We start from the raw sequence: 14,059 nt of genomic DNA, 5'->3' as shown, positions 1-14,059 counted from the left end.
ATCATGGCTTCTCAACGGGGAGAGTCCCTGGACACCGCGGCGCCGCGGCGCAAAGGCCTCGACAAGTCGCATTACCTCTACATCGCCGTTATTGCCGCCGTCATCCTGGGCGCCCTGGTGGGCCTGCTGTTCCCGGAAGTCGGCAAATCCCTCAAGCCCCTCGGCGACGGGTTCATCAAGCTGATCAAGATGATGATCGCCCCGGTGATCTTCTGCACCATCGTCCTGGGCATCGGCTCCATCGCCAAAGCCGCAACGGTGGGCAAGGTGGGCGGCCTGGCGCTGGGCTACTTCATAGTGATGTCCACCTTCGCCCTGGCCATCGGCCTCGTGGTGGGCAACCTGATCCACCCCGGCGAGGGGCTCAAGCTCACGCCGTACGATCCCAACAAGAAGGCCGCCACTGACAGCACCGTGGACTTCCTGCTCGGCATCATTCCCAGCGACATCCCCGTGCTGCCCACCCTGCTCGCAGCCATCCTGGTCGGCTTCGCACTGCAAAAGATGGGCCCCTCGGGAGCTCCCATCCTCAAGGCCATCGGACACGGACAGGCGCTCGTCTTCCGGATCCTGATCATGATCATGTGGCTGGCTCCCGTCGGCGCCTTTGGTGCCATCGCAGCAGTGGTTGGCGCCACCGGCTTCCAGGCCATCGTCAGCATGTTCACCCTGATGCTCGCGTTCTACATCACCTGCGCACTGTTCATCGTCGTCATCCTCGGCGGCATCCTCCAGGTGGTCTCCGGCGTCAACATCTTCAAGCTGATGAAATACCTGGGCCGCGAATACCTGCTGATCTTCTCCACGTCTTCGTCCGAAGCAGCGCTTCCCCGCCTGATCGCCAAAATGGAGCACCTCGGTGTCTCCAAGCCGGTTGTCGGCGTCACCGTCCCCACCGGCTACTCGTTCAACCTCGACGGCACGGCCATCTACCTGACCATGGCCTCGCTGTTCGTGGCCAACGCCATGGGAACCCCCCTGGACCTGGGCGCCCAGATCTCCCTGTTGATCTTCATGATCATCGCGTCCAAGGGTGCAGCCGGCGTCACCGGCGCCGGCCTGGCAACGCTCGCAGCAGGCCTGCAGGCCCACAAGCCTGAACTCCTGGGCGGCGTCGGCATGATCGTCGGCATCGACCGCTTCATGTCCGAAGCCCGCGCCCTGACCAACTTCACCGGCAACGCCGTCGCCACCGTCCTGATTGGTACCTGGGTCAAGGAAATCGATGGCGGACAGGTCAGCCGGGTCCTCTCCGGCGAGCTGCCCTTCGACGAGCAGACCATGATCGCCGGGCACGGCGAACTTGCGCCGAAGGAAGAAGGCGCCAAGGCTGCCGCCAGCGCCTAACCCGCCATACGGTCAAAGGGCCCCCGGAGCACGCTCCGGGGGCCCTTTCGCGTATCGGAAGCCTCAACCTTCGACCTCAACTAGAGGGTCAAGGCTCAACATTCGAAGAAAGTCAAGTTACCCGGAATGCCGTGTCGGCGGCTGTAGCCTTGGAGGGAAGGAACGGCGCTGGGGATCCAGCGGCAAGCAAGTCACCGTCATCGAAAGTGTGGACAGATACGTGAGCAGCGAACAGGGTGCGGCAACTCTGGAAGGCACGGAATTCGACCTCGACAACGCGGTGATGGGCCCCACGGGTCGCCCATTGCGTGAGTTCCCCGAACCCGCACCGCTGCCCTCCCACGGGCCCGCGCGCGTGATCGCCATGGTCAACCAAAAAGGCGGAGTCGGTAAGACCACGTCCACGATCAACCTGGCGGCGGCCCTCGCCGAATACGGGCGGCGCGTCCTGCTGGTGGACTTCGACCCCCAGGGTGCGCTGTCGGCTGGCCTGGGCGTCAACCCCCACGAACTGGACCTCACGGTCTACAACGTCCTGATGGACCGCAAGGTGGACATCCGCGACGCCATCCACCACACCGGCGTGGAGAACGTCGATCTGCTGCCTGCCAACATCGACCTCTCCGCCGCCGAAGTGCAGCTGGTCAACGAGGTAGCCCGCGAACAGGTCCTGGACCGTGCGCTGAAGAAGGTCGAAGACGATTACGACGTCGTCCTCATCGACTGCCAGCCGTCCCTTGGCCTGCTGACCGTCAACGCCCTCACCGCCGCCCACGGCGTCATCATCCCGCTGATCTGCGAATTCTTCGCCCTGCGTGCGGTGGCGCTTCTGGTCGAAACCATCGACAAAGTCCAGGACCGGCTCAACCCCCGCCTTCAGGTTGATGGCGTGCTTGCCACCATGTATGACGCACGAACCCTGCACAGCCGGGAAGTCATCACCCGCCTGGTGGAAGCTTTTGGGGACAAGGTTTTCGAAACGGTCATCAAGCGGTCCATCAAGTTCGCCGACGCCACGGTGGCCGCTGAACCGATCACCAGCTACGCCGGCACCCACGTGGGAGCGGACGCCTACCGCCGCCTTGCCAAGGAGCTCATTTCGCGCGGCGGAGCACCCTAGCCGCGCCGTGGCCGAATCCAAGCCCGGCTTCGAGGTGCGGCTGGCCAACTTCACCGGCCCGTTCGACCTCCTTCTCGGACTGATTGCCAAGCACCAGCTGGACATCACCGAAGTTGCCATTGCAACAGTCACCGATGAGTTCATCAAGTACATCCGCAAGCTGCAGGACCTTGGCGAGGACTGGGCGTTGGATGAGGCCAGTGAGTTCCTGGTCATCGCAGCCACACTGCTGGACCTGAAGGCGGCCAGGCTGTTGCCCGCCGGCGAGGTGGAGAGCGGTGAAGACATCGCCCTGCTGGAGGCCAGGGACCTTTTGTTTGCCCGCCTGCTGCAGTACAAGGCGTTCAAGCAGGTGGCGGGACTTTTGGGCGGTACCCTCCACCAGGAGGGCCGCCGCTTTCCCCGCCAGGTGGCCCTCGAGGAGCATTTCGCCGCGATGCTTCCGGAACTCGTGTGGAAGCACACCCCGGAGCAGTTCGCCGCCCTCGCCGCCGCGGCCCTCCGGCCCAAGGTGCCGAAGCCAACCGAGGTTGGGCTGGGGCACCTGCATGGCGGCACTGTCAGCGTTAAGGAACAGGCGGAGATCCTGGGCATCCGCCTGCAGCAGGAATCACCACTGACATTCAGGGCATTGACCGCAGACGCCGACTCGACGCTGGTGGTGGTGGCACGGTTCCTGGCCCTCCTGGAGCTGTACCGGGACAGGGCCGTGGCCTTCGACCAGCTGTCACCGCTCGCGGACCTGGCCATCCACTGGACGGCAGGGGAGCGCGAATGGTCGGCGGAAAACCTGAGCGAAGAATATGAGGAACAACCGTGAACACCGCTGACAGCCCGGAGGGCCGTGACGGTGCCGGATCAGGCCTCCGCGACCTGCCCGGTGGCGCCAAGGCCGCGCTTGAAGCCGTGCTTATGGTGATTGACCAGCCGGCCACCGAAGATGAACTGGCGGCCGGATTGGAACTGACGCTGGGTGAAGTTCGGGAGTTACTGGCGGATCTTCAGGCCGATTACAACGGGTATACTGTTAACGCCCCGGATGAGGAGGAGGCCAGTCCAGCTGGCTTTGGCTCCAGCCCCCGGGGTTTTGAATTGCGGAACATCGCCGGTGGCTGGCGGATCTACTCCCGTCCGGACTTCGCCGACATCGTCGGGAAGTATGTGCTCGAGGGGCAGACTGCCAGGCTCACGCAGGCGGCATTGGAAACCCTGGCGGTCATCGCTTACCGCCAGCCCGTTTCCCGGGCTCGGGTGTCTGCAATTCGCGGGGTCAATGTTGACTCTGTCGTACGGACACTTGCCCAGCGCGGGCTGATCGAGGACGCGGGAACGGATCCCGAGTCCGGGGCCATCCTTTACCGGACCACCTCCTACTTCCTTGAACGGATGGGAATCAGTTCCGTGGCCGGGCTTCCGCAGCTTTCCCCGCACCTCCCGGGGCTGGAAGGCATCGCGGAGTTCTACGACGCCGACAGAATGTAGGTCCGGAAAATCCGGCATGCATATGAATATCCACCAGGGCAGATAAATTCTGCCCGGCTGGCTAGGGTTGTCCGTGGACAGCTTTGCCGGCCAAAAACAGCAGAGGACGGGTCATGACACAGGCGGGACGCCAGGGTTCACCACGTAACAGCTCGGGACGCGGCGGCGCGGACCGGAACAAGCCGCAGGGCAACACTCCCCGCAGGGGGACAGCCGGCGGAGGATTTAGCGGAGGTTCCAGCGGCGGCGGCCAGCGGGGCCAGGGCTTCGGAAGTGACCGGCCGCACCGCGCACCCAAACCGCGCGAAGAACGGTTCGTCGACCCGGACTTGGCCGGTTCCCAGCAAGCCGGCGCATCGGAGCGGACCAACAAGCCGTCGTCGCGCAAGCCTGCCGCCCGCAAGCCGGGCGCGAAGAAGGCGCCGGGAACCCCGGGTGCCCTGAAACCCAAGCCCCGCACGGGTGCTCCCGGCGCGGCGGCCTCCCGCGCCTTCGGCAGCGAACGCTTCGGGCAGAACCTCGGGCCGGTCCGGAAGCCGGGCCGCAAGAAGCGCCCCCGCACCGACGTTCCCCAGTCGGAGCTGCACGACGCCGACGGCGTGCGCCTGCAAAAGGTGATGGCCTCCGCTGGAGTCGCGTCCCGGCGCGTCTGCGAAGAGATGATCGCCGAGGGCCGGGTTGAGGTGGACGGCCAGGTAGTGACCGAGCTGGGTGTCCGCATCGATCCCACCACTGCGGTCATCCACGTGGACGGGCTGCGCATCCAGCTGGACGAAAACCTCGTCTACATGGTGTTCAACAAGCCCAAGGGTGTCGTGTCCACCATGGAAGATCCCGATGGCCGGCCGTGCATCAGCGACTTCCTCAAAAACAACAAGAACACCGGCGAGCGGTTGTTCCATGTGGGCCGCCTTGACGTCGCCACCGAGGGGCTGCTGCTCCTGACGAACGACGGCGAGCTGGCCAACCGCCTCACCCACCCTTCCTACGAAGTCCCCAAGACCTACCTGGTCCAGGTGCGCGGCCCCTTCCCGCAGGGAATCGGCGCGCAGCTGAAGGCCGGTGTGGAACTCGAAGACGGGCCGGCAGCCGTGGACTCCTTCCGCCTGGTGGACTCCACTCCCGGGCACGTGCTGATCGAAGTGGTACTGCACTCGGGCAAGAACCGCATCGTCCGCCGCATGTTCGATGCCGTTGGCTTCCCCGTGCAGCGGCTGGTCCGCGTCAAGGTGGGGCCCATCGGTTTGGGCGACCAGCGCCAGGGCAGCATCCGCAACCTCGGCAAGCAGGAAGTCGGCCACCTGCTGGCGTCCGTAGGACTCTGAGGCATGTCCGCGTTCAAGAGCCACGGCCGCGGGCACCTGGACGGGCCAGTCGTCGTGATCGGCACCGGATTGCTGGGGACGAGTATCGGCCTGGGCTTGCGGGGCCGCGGCGTGCCCGTCTTCCTGTCCGACCCTTCGCCCACCAACCAGGCGGTGGCTGTTGATATCGGCGCTGGCCGGCCCCTCGCGGAGCTGGCCGGTGCCGCACCGCAGCTGGTAGTGGTGGCCGCGCCGCCGGACGTCACGGCCGACGTGGTCACCGCCGCGCTGTCCGATTACCCGGACGCCGTGGTGGTGGACATCGCCAGCGTCAAGGCAGGCATCCTGTCGGGCCTTCGGAGCAGCGGCACGGACCTGTCCCGCTATGTGGGAACGCATCCAATGGCCGGACGCGAAAAGTCCGGACCGGTTGCGGCCCGCGGTGAGCTGTTCACGTCCATGCCGTGGGTGGTGTGCCCCTCGGAGGAAACCTCCGCAGCTGCCCTGCAGATTGCCCGTTCGCTCGCGACGGACCTGGGCGCCGTCGTCTCGCAGTTCAGCCCTGACGAGCACGATGAAGCCGTAGCGCTCGTTTCGCACCTGCCCCAGGTGATGTCCTCCCTGCTGGCCAGCCGGCTGCAGGGGACACCGCTGCATGCGTTGTCCCTCGCAGGGAACGGGCTGCGGGACGTCACCAGGATCGCCGCCAGCGACCCCACCCTGTGGGTGCAGATTTTGGGCGGTAACGCCGGCAAGGTAGTGGACATCCTCTACGGTGTCCGGGAAGACCTGAACCGCCTGATCGGAACGCTGGAAAACCCCGCCGCGCCGGGGGCGAGACTGGACCTTGCCCAGCTGATGAGCGAGGGCAATGCCGGCCAGGCCCGGATCCCCGGCAAGCACGGCGGCCCGCCGCAGGCGTATTCCTGGCTTACCGTGCTGGTGGACGACCGGCCCGGCCAGATTGCGCGGCTGCTCACCGAGATCGGCGAGATCGGCGTGAACCTGGAAGACCTGCGGCTTGACCATTCCTCCGGACAGAACGTCGGTATGGTGGAAATATCCGTGCTGCCCAATAAGCATGACCACCTGATCGAAGCCCTCAACGACCGCGGATGGCGGGTACTTCAGTAATGACACAAGAACTCCTCGAGTCCGTGCGCGCCCTGCGCATTGGCCGGCCGCTCGTTGTTGCCATCGACGGCCCTTCCGGTTCCGGCAAATCCAGCGTCAGCAAGGAAGTGGCCCGGAGGCTGCGGATTGCCTACCTGGATACCGGGGCCATGTACCGTGCACTCACCTGGCACTGCGTCACCACCGGCATAGACCTGGAGGACGCCGCAGCCGTGGAACAGGCCTCGCGGGACCTGGTGCTGGAAGTCAGCACCAGCCCCAACGAGGAATACGTCAGGGTGGACGGCAAGGACGTCACTGACGCCATCCGCGAGCCCGCCATTTCCTCAGCCGTCAGCGCCGTGGCCACCACATTGGGTGCGCGGACCGAACTGATCCGCCGCCAGCGCGACCTGATCGAAAAGCACCACCGCCGCATGGTGGTGGAGGGCCGGGACATCACCACCGTCGTCGCCCCCGGTGCTGAGGTGCGCATGCTGCTGACCGCCAGCGAGGAAGCACGGCTGCGCCGGCGCGGACTCCAGCTCGGCGGGACGCAGAACGCCGAGGAACTGGCAGCCCAGGTCACACACCGCGACGCCAAGGACTCAGCGGTGGTGAACTTCACCCAGGCTGCGTCCGGCGTGGTGACGCTGGACTCTTCGGACCTGGACTTTGAGCAGACAGTGGATGCCGCACTGGTGATTGTCACCAAGGTCCTTAACCGTGACTGAGGGCACCACCGGGGCACCCGCGGGCTGGACTATGGCCTGGAGCCGGCCTGTCGGCTGGATTCTTGACCATCTCGTCTACCGCACCACCGTGACCGGCAGGGACAACGTCCCCACCGGCGGGCCGGTGATCTTTGCCGGCAACCACATCAGCTACCTGGACGGTCCGGTCATGTTCGGGGCAGCGCCGCGGCCCATGCACATCCTGGTGAAGCAGGAGATGTTCAAGGGATTCCTCGGCCGGGTCCTTTCCGCCTCGGGGCAGTTACCGGTGGACCGCCGCGGCGACCGCGCCGCGCTGCAACGGTGCAAAGACGTGCTCGACGCCGGGCGTTGCGTAGGGATCCTGCCCGAAGGTACCCGGGGGAGCGGGGACGCCGCAGGGATCAGCGGCGGCGTTGCCTGGCTTGCCCTCAATTCCGGGGCGCCAGTGGTGCCGGTCGCCATTCTTGGCACGCGTGTTGGCGGGGAACACCTCGACTCCGTGCCCCGGCCGGGCCGCCGGTTCCATGTGGCCTTCGGCCCCGCCCTGACCCTGACCCGCAGGGCAGGGGAAACAGGCCGTGCTTCAATGGACAGGGCGGCGCAGGAAATCCGCGCAGCGCTGGCCGGGCACGTCCGCGACGCCATTCAGCTCAGTGGGCAGCCGTTGCCGTTCGCTGATGCTCCCCAAGACTTAACAGCAGTAGCCGGGACGCCGGCAGATGACCACTAAGGACAGTGCAATGAGCGACACCACGCAGACATCCGGGCATTCCGGCTCGGCCGAGTACGAGTACACGCCTTCCGGCACCGACCAGGTGGCCGAGCGGCTTGCGGCGATCGGCGACGACGAAGCCGAGCTCCGCGCTGCCTCCCTCCGGGCAGGCCTGGAGGATTACGAGCTGGATGAGGAAGATGCCGCCCTGCTGAGCGGCGAGTACGGCGACGAGGACCTGGACGGTCCCGTCAAGCTGGATCCCGTGCTGGCCATCATCGGCCGGCCAAATGTGGGCAAGTCCACGCTGGTGAACCGCATCCTCGGCCGCCGGGAAGCGGTGGTGGAGGATACCCCCGGTGTCACCCGAGACCGCGTCATGTACTCGTCAAGCTGGAACGGCCGCAACTTCACCCTGGTGGACACCGGCGGGTGGGAGCACGACGCCCGTGGCATCCACGCCCGCGTTGCCGAGCAGGCCGAGATGGCCGTGGAACTCGCCGACGCCGTCCTCTTCGTGGTCGATTCCGCCGTCGGCGCCACCGCCACGGATGAAGGCGTCATGAAGATGCTCCGCCGCAGCAAGAAGCCGGTCATCATGGTGGCCAACAAGGTGGACGACTTCGCCCAGGAAGCCGACAGCGCCGCACTGTGGGGCCTTGGTTTCGGCGAGCCGTACCCGGTCTCCGCCCTGCACGGCCGCGGCGTGGCTGACCTCCTTGACCACGTCATGGATGTCCTGCCCGAGTTTTCCACTGTTGAAGGCGTGGAGCGTGCCGGCGGTCCCCGCCGCATCGCGCTGATTGGCCGCCCCAACGTTGGCAAGTCCTCGCTGTTGAACAAGCTTGCGGGAACCGAACGCGTGGTGGTGGACAACACCGCCGGCACTACGCGGGACCCCGTGGACGAGTTCATTGAACTTGGCGACCGCACCTGGCGCTTTGTGGACACTGCAGGTATCCGCCGCCGCCAGCACATGGCGCAGGGCGCTGACTACTACGCCTCGCTGCGGACGCAGGCTGCCCTTGAGAAGGCGGAGGTCGCCGTCGTGCTCCTCGCAGTAGATGAGGTCCTCAGCGAGCAGGACGTCCGTATCCTTCAGCTCGCCATCGAGTCGGGCCGCGCCCTGGTGCTGGCCTTCAACAAGTGGGACCTGCTCGACGACGAACGCCGCCGCTACCTGGAACGCGAAATCGAACAAGACCTGGCCCACGTTGAATGGGCCCCGCGCGTGAATATCTCGGCCAAGACCGGCTGGCACAAGGACCGGCTGGTCCCGGCCCTGGACCTTGCCCTGGAGAACTGGGACAGGCGTATCCCCACCGGCCGCCTGAACGCCTTCCTCGGTGAACTGGTGGCTGCGCACCCGCACCCCGTCAGGGGCGGCAAGCAGCCGCGCATCCTCTTTGGTACCCAGGCGTCCAGCCGGCCGCCGAAGTTCGTGCTCTTCACCACCGGGTTCCTCGATCCCGGGTACCGCCGGTTCATCACGCGCCGGCTCCGGGAGACCTTCGGCTTTGAGGGCACGCCCATCGAAGTCAGCATGCGCGTCCGCGAAAAGCGCGGCAAGAAGCGCTAGGGCCGGTGTTGACTCCGACACGTCCGGGCCTGATTCTCGGAAAGTGTCATTCGCACCCCTTTCGATCGTGTAAGCTCTTCTAGGTGGTTCGGCCGGACTGCTGATGGAAATCTTCGGAGGAATCCGGGATAACCTGCAGCGGAGAACGGCGGAACCAGCGGGCTGTAGCGCAGCTTGGTAGCGCACTTGACTGGGGGTCAAGGGGTCGCAGGTTCAAATCCTGTCAGCCCGACCACGAAGGGCCGCTTTCCGGAATATTCCGGAAAGCGGCCCTTTTGCTGTCAGCCGCCAGGCGGCGTAGGAGGCGTGGTCACCTCACGAGGATCACGATCACGAAAATGTGTCCGTACCGGTCCTCGAACCAAGCGCGGTGGTATTTGCCGTGGCAGTCTCCGCGATGGTCGTGCTCCACATAGACAACCCGGCCGTAGCCCCTGTCACGGTCATCCCGGTGGCGGTCGCTCCGGTCACGGTTGTCATTGCGGTCATCGTATTTGGTTGCGCCATAGCCCCTGTCGTGACTGTTGTTGTCGGCAAATGCAGCGCCGGCCGTCACAGACGATCCGAGGGTGAGTCCCGTAGCGAGGACAGCGGAGCCCAGCAGGCGGGTAACTTTGTTCATTGCAGTTTCCTTCGGCTATCGAAAAATCGATACCCCGCAGGAGCAGGCAGAATAGGCTGGCACGGGCCGTCACTTAGTGGCCGTCCACGTCGTTGTCGACTCGCCTGTCTGCGGTTGTCACTCAAGTCCGGCGGGTGCAAGAGAGCACACCGTGCTTGAGGGTGCGAGCGGCCATCAGGAAGTGAACCTTTGGTTCCCCCGGTTCAGAGGCTGAGGGGCGCTGTAGTGATGACTGAACACACGGAAAAGGCCCAGATGGGCACTTTGCTTGGGAAGTGAGCGCCTGTGTCTGGACCCTCATGTAGCCAGTTTCCGTCCGCCCTTGCTGTGCGCGCTTTGGGGGACGTGACATCAACGATACTTAGGTGTTACCGGGGTTGGAAGAGACGTGCTTCCATTACCTGCCATTCCCTGCAAATAGGGGGAAATGGGGAATTTGGGGCGCCACCCCTCAAACCGGTGCGGCCACCTTCCGCATAACCGCAGCCAGAAAACCACTGCCCGTCACGGGTGGCGGCCCCGCCGTCCGTTGGACGGAACGTCCATGCTTCCCTTTTGGGCCGGCTATTTCAGGAACTTGGATGTGCGGCGGTCAGCAAGGATCTTGCCCTTGGTCTGGCAGGTGGGGCAGTACTGGAGCGCCGTGTCGGCGAACGACACCTCCCGCACGGTGTCCCCGCAAACCGGGCAAGGCAACCCCGTGCGGGCGTGGACGCGCATATGGCTGCGCTTGACGTCCTTCAAATCCTTCGGGGGCTTGCCCTGGGCTTCAGCCAGTGCTTCGCCCAGAATGCCGTGGATGGCCTCGTACAGTACCTGGACTGTTTCGCGGTCCAGCGATTTGGCGGTGGCAAACGGGGAAATGCGGGCCGCATGCAGGATTTCATCGCTGTAGGCGTTGCCGATGCCGGCGATGACGCTTTGGCTGCGCAGGAGGCCCTTGATCTGCTGGGAACTGGCCCCCAGGATCTCGGCCAGCATGCCGGCGTCGAACGCTTCCGTGAACGGATCCGGACCCAGCGCGGCGATGCCGGGCACGTCCTGCGGATCCCGCACCACGTACACCGCGAGGCTTTTCTTGGTGCCGGCCTCCGTGAGGTCGAATCCGCGCGGGCCGTCCGGTCCGGAGAAAGCACAGCGGACGGCAATCAGCCCTTTGCCCATTTTCAGCTGGCTCTCTGCGGGGGAGTCCGTGAAGCGGAGCCAGCCGGCGCGGGCCAGGTGGAACACCAGGGACATGCCATCGGTGTCGATGCTGATGAACTTGCCAAAGCGGCGGACTCCGGCCACGGTGCGGCCCTCAATCGCGTTGAAGGGAGGATCCGCCGTCTTGAGCACCGCGAAGGAGACCACCTGCAGTTTGGTCAGGACGGCGCCACGCAGCTGTCCGTCCAGGAAAGTGGCCAGACCGGCCACCTCGGGAAGCTCCGGCATGGTTACCTGCCCTCTCCGTACAGTCCGGCACAACGAAGCGCGCTCATGCGTCCCATCTTCGCAGACACCCCCGTGAACGCCCCGGCAGATATGCCTATACTTTCAGCGGCGGCTCGTTTCCGCGCCTCCTGACCTTGGTGTCCAGCCCTACGAAAGGCCCCCAATGAGCAACATTCCCGAAGACCTGTCCTACACCGCCGAGCACGAGTGGGTCACTGCCCCCAACGCTGACGGCGTGGTCCGCGTGGGCATCACCGATTTTGCCCAGGACGCCCTTGGGGATGTTGTGTACGCGCAGATGCCCGAAGTGGGGACAAAGGTTACGGCCAACGAAGTGGTGGGCGAAGTCGAATCCACCAAGAGCGTCAGCGACATCTACGCGCCGGTTTCGGGCGAAATTGTGGCCCGCAACGAGTCGCTGGACTCCGATTCCGCCCTCATCAACACGGATCCGTACGGCGACGGCTGGCTGATCGAGGTCAAACTCGCCGAAGCAGACGCTGTTGACTCGTTGCTCAGTGCATCCGAGTACGAACAACAGGTAGGCTAAAGCTAACCGGTAAATCCGGTCCGGCCCGCCTCGAAGGCTCGGACGTCTTCGCACGTCAACGGCCGGATGCGGAGCCGGAACCGGACCTGCCGGGACGGTCCGGCGGGCAAACGTTGGCTGCAGCCCTGACGGGCGGCAGCGGGAAGAGGAGGAATCCATGGCTGGCCACACACAGAACCCTGCCGATGGGGAATACGGCACGGGTGCGGCTAAGGCGTCGGAGACCACCTCGATCCATCTCACCCCCATCCGGGATGAGCCCACCATCGCACCCAAACTCTCCCTTGAGGAGCGCAACTCCGTCGAGGCATTGCCGGCGGGTTCGGCGCTGCTCGTAGCGCACAGCGGGCCGAACGCCGGGGCCCGCTTCCTGCTCGATTCTGACGTCACGACGGCGGGCCGCCACCCTGACGCTGACATCTTCCTGGACGACGTCACAGTGTCCCGCCGCCACGTCGAGTTCCGGCGCACGGCACGCAGCTTTGAAGTGGTGGACCGGAACAGCCTGAACGGCACGTACGTCAACCACGACCGCGTGGACGCTGTGGAGCTCAAGTCGGGCAGCGAAGTCCAGATTGGCAAGTTCCGCCTTACCTTCTACCTGAGCCCTGCCACAGCTGCAGGCCGCGGCTGATCCGGGGACCGCTGCCTGTGGCAATGGCACAACCCGAACGCCGGGGACCCCAGGTCCTGAACATTGGCGAGGTACTCGCCCAGCTCAGTGCCGACTTCCCGGGCATGACAGCGTCGAAGATCCGGTTCCTTGAGGAAAAGGGACTCATTAATCCCCGGCGCACTCCGGCCGGTTACCGGCAGTACTCCGACGGCGACGTCGAACGCCTCCGGTTCGTCCTTGCCCTGCAGCGGGACCAGTACCTCCCCCTGAAGGTCATCAAGGACTACCTTGATGCGATTGACAGGGGAGAGCGGCCCGAGAACCTGCCACCCGGCGTCGTGGTTTCACCGCGGATAGTTTCCGACGAACTCGCTGCCGAACTCCAGAACCATGGCCGCAAGCTCACCGAAGAGCAGCTGCGGACCGAATCCGGTGCCAGCGTCCCGCTTCTGAAGTCCCTCCTCGACTTCGGCCTCATCAGCCACACCAACGGCCGGTTCGACGAACACGCCCTCCAGGTTGCGCGCGCCTGCGTGCAGCTCGAGGGCCATGGCCTTGAGCCACGCCACCTCCGTCCCTTCCAGGCGGCGGCAGAACGTGAGTTCGGCCTTGTGGAACGTGCGGTGGCACCATTGGCGTCCCGCAAGGACTCCGCATCCCAGGCGCGTGCAGCTGAGGCAGCCCGTGAAATCAGCGACCTTTGCCTCACCCTGCACCGTGCCTTGGTGCAGGACCACATCTCACGCATGGACATCTGATGATTGAAGTCGAGATTGTTGGCGTTCGGATCGAACTGCCATCCAACCAGCCCCTGGTGCTGCTCCGCGAGATGCATGGGGAGCGCCATGTCCCCATTTGGATCGGAACGCCGGAGGCCAGCGCCATCGCCTTGGCCCAACAGGGCGTGGTTCCGCCGCGGCCCATGACGCACGACCTCCTGGTTGACGTCGTGGAGACGTTGGGCCACTCGGTGGTAAGCGTGAACATTGTTGCCGTGGAGGACAACATTTTCTACGGGCAGCTGCAGTTCGAGAACGGCACCACGGTCAGTTCGCGGGCTTCCGACGCCCTCGCAATTGCACTGCGCGCGAAGTGCCGCATCTGGTGCGCGGACTCGGTGATGGACGAAGCCGGAGTCCGCATCACCGAGCACGACGAAGGCGAGGACACGGAGCCGAACCCCACGGTGGACGAGGAGCGCGAGCTGCGCAGGTTCCGCGAATTCCTCGATGACGTGGAGCCGGAAGATTTCGACGGCTAGGTCACGTTAAGGTTAAAGTTGAGGCTGAAAGTTTCGACACGCCCCTTGAAAGCGCCAACATCTTTGACCTTGCGACCTGCCGGGCCTAACGTCGAAGTATCAAGTTCCCATTGCTTACGGCAGCCGCGCAAGTCACACTGGAAAGTGCGCCCCGCGAGAATTACATGCATGGTCTTCATGCCCACGCTGCTGCAGATGTTCCC

The 14,059-nt window shown here is 65.0% G+C and carries 15 protein-coding genes and 1 tRNA gene; 14 read left to right on the top strand and 2 right to left on the bottom strand.

The features are described from left to right. Window positions 1-3 precede the first annotated feature (3 nt). The 10 genes from QE394_RS01420 to QE394_RS01375 all read left to right on the top strand — a co-directional run bounded on the left by QE394_RS01420 (window position 4) and on the right by QE394_RS01375 (window position 9,608). The gene (locus QE394_RS01420; protein WP_349033562.1) at window positions 4-1,347 is read left to right on the top strand and encodes a cation:dicarboxylase symporter family transporter; all 1,344 of its coding nucleotides are present in this window, start codon (window positions 4-6) and stop codon (window positions 1,345-1,347) included. A gap of 220 nt (window positions 1,348-1,567) precedes the next feature. Further along, window positions 1,568-2,467, top strand: a complete 900-nt coding sequence (locus QE394_RS01415; RefSeq protein WP_056077645.1) for an AAA family ATPase — start codon at window positions 1,568-1,570, stop codon at window positions 2,465-2,467. A gap of 7 nt (window positions 2,468-2,474) precedes the next feature. Further along, window positions 2,475-3,287, top strand: a complete 813-nt coding sequence (locus QE394_RS01410) for a ScpA family protein (RefSeq protein ID WP_349033561.1) — start codon at window positions 2,475-2,477, stop codon at window positions 3,285-3,287. Continuing rightward, window positions 3,284-3,949, top strand: coding sequence for an SMC-Scp complex subunit ScpB (locus tag QE394_RS01405; protein WP_349033560.1), 666 nt, complete (start codon window positions 3,284-3,286; stop codon window positions 3,947-3,949). Before QE394_RS01410 ends, QE394_RS01405 begins: the two co-directional genes overlap by 4 nt. A 113-nt stretch (window positions 3,950-4,062) precedes the next feature. Continuing rightward, on the top strand, window positions 4,063-5,274 hold the full coding sequence (locus tag QE394_RS01400; RefSeq protein ID WP_056077635.1) for a pseudouridine synthase: 1,212 nt from the start codon (window positions 4,063-4,065) through the stop codon (window positions 5,272-5,274). A gap of 3 nt (window positions 5,275-5,277) precedes the next feature. Then, complete coding sequence (locus QE394_RS01395) at window positions 5,278-6,387, top strand: prephenate dehydrogenase (RefSeq protein ID WP_349033559.1); 1,110 nt, start codon at window positions 5,278-5,280, stop codon at window positions 6,385-6,387. Further along, a complete protein-coding gene (gene cmk / locus QE394_RS01390; protein ID WP_056077629.1) occupies window positions 6,387-7,100 on the top strand; it encodes a (d)CMP kinase in 714 nt (237 codons plus the stop codon). The genes QE394_RS01395 and cmk overlap by 1 nt, the downstream gene beginning before the upstream one ends. A 31-nt stretch (window positions 7,101-7,131) precedes the next feature. After that, window positions 7,132-7,812 carry a lysophospholipid acyltransferase family protein gene (locus QE394_RS01385; RefSeq protein ID WP_268160750.1) on the top strand — a complete coding sequence of 227 codons (681 nt, stop codon included), beginning with the start codon at window positions 7,132-7,134 and terminating at the stop codon, window positions 7,810-7,812. Between the two features lie 10 nt (window positions 7,813-7,822). Continuing rightward, window positions 7,823-9,373, top strand: coding sequence for a ribosome biogenesis GTPase Der (gene der, locus QE394_RS01380; protein ID WP_349033558.1), 1,551 nt, complete (start codon window positions 7,823-7,825; stop codon window positions 9,371-9,373). A 158-nt stretch (window positions 9,374-9,531) separates the two neighbouring features. After that, window positions 9,532-9,608 (top strand) — tRNA-Pro (locus QE394_RS01375). Window positions 9,609-9,683: 75 nt separating this feature from the next. On the opposite strand, the gene QE394_RS01370 is transcribed toward QE394_RS01375, so the two are convergent. Together QE394_RS01370 and QE394_RS01365 are read right to left on the bottom strand one after the other, a co-directional pair. Beyond that, entirely contained in the window at window positions 9,684-9,995 is a 312-nt protein-coding gene (locus QE394_RS01370; protein WP_056077622.1) for a hypothetical protein, read from the bottom strand. A 564-nt stretch (window positions 9,996-10,559) separates the two neighbouring features. After that, a complete protein-coding gene (locus QE394_RS01365; RefSeq protein WP_261620820.1) occupies window positions 10,560-11,429 on the bottom strand; it encodes a DNA-formamidopyrimidine glycosylase family protein in 870 nt (289 codons plus the stop codon). A 163-nt stretch (window positions 11,430-11,592) separates the two neighbouring features. Between QE394_RS01365 and gcvH the strand changes: the two genes are divergently transcribed. The 4 genes from gcvH to QE394_RS01345 all read left to right on the top strand — a co-directional run bounded on the left by gcvH (window position 11,593) and on the right by QE394_RS01345 (window position 13,856). Next, window positions 11,593-11,979 carry a glycine cleavage system protein GcvH gene (gene gcvH, locus QE394_RS01360; protein ID WP_015936750.1) on the top strand — a complete coding sequence of 129 codons (387 nt, stop codon included), beginning with the start codon at window positions 11,593-11,595 and terminating at the stop codon, window positions 11,977-11,979. A 157-nt stretch (window positions 11,980-12,136) separates the two neighbouring features. Next, window positions 12,137-12,613, top strand: coding sequence for an FHA domain-containing protein (locus QE394_RS01355; RefSeq protein WP_015936751.1), 477 nt, complete (start codon window positions 12,137-12,139; stop codon window positions 12,611-12,613). A 23-nt stretch (window positions 12,614-12,636) separates the two neighbouring features. Then, the gene (locus QE394_RS01350) at window positions 12,637-13,353 is read left to right on the top strand and encodes a MerR family transcriptional regulator (protein WP_015936752.1); all 717 of its coding nucleotides are present in this window, start codon (window positions 12,637-12,639) and stop codon (window positions 13,351-13,353) included. Beyond that, complete coding sequence (locus QE394_RS01345; RefSeq protein ID WP_261620821.1) at window positions 13,353-13,856, top strand: bifunctional nuclease family protein; 504 nt, start codon at window positions 13,353-13,355, stop codon at window positions 13,854-13,856. Before QE394_RS01350 ends, QE394_RS01345 begins: the two co-directional genes overlap by 1 nt. Window positions 13,857-14,059 lie beyond the last annotated feature (203 nt).

The sequence above is a fragment of the Pseudarthrobacter sp. SORGH_AS 212 genome (assembly GCF_030818145.1).
Lineage (GTDB): Bacteria > Actinomycetota > Actinomycetes > Actinomycetales > Micrococcaceae > Arthrobacter.
Note: the sequence above shows the minus strand (reverse complement) of the source record. Positions and strands in the feature narration are given on the sequence as shown.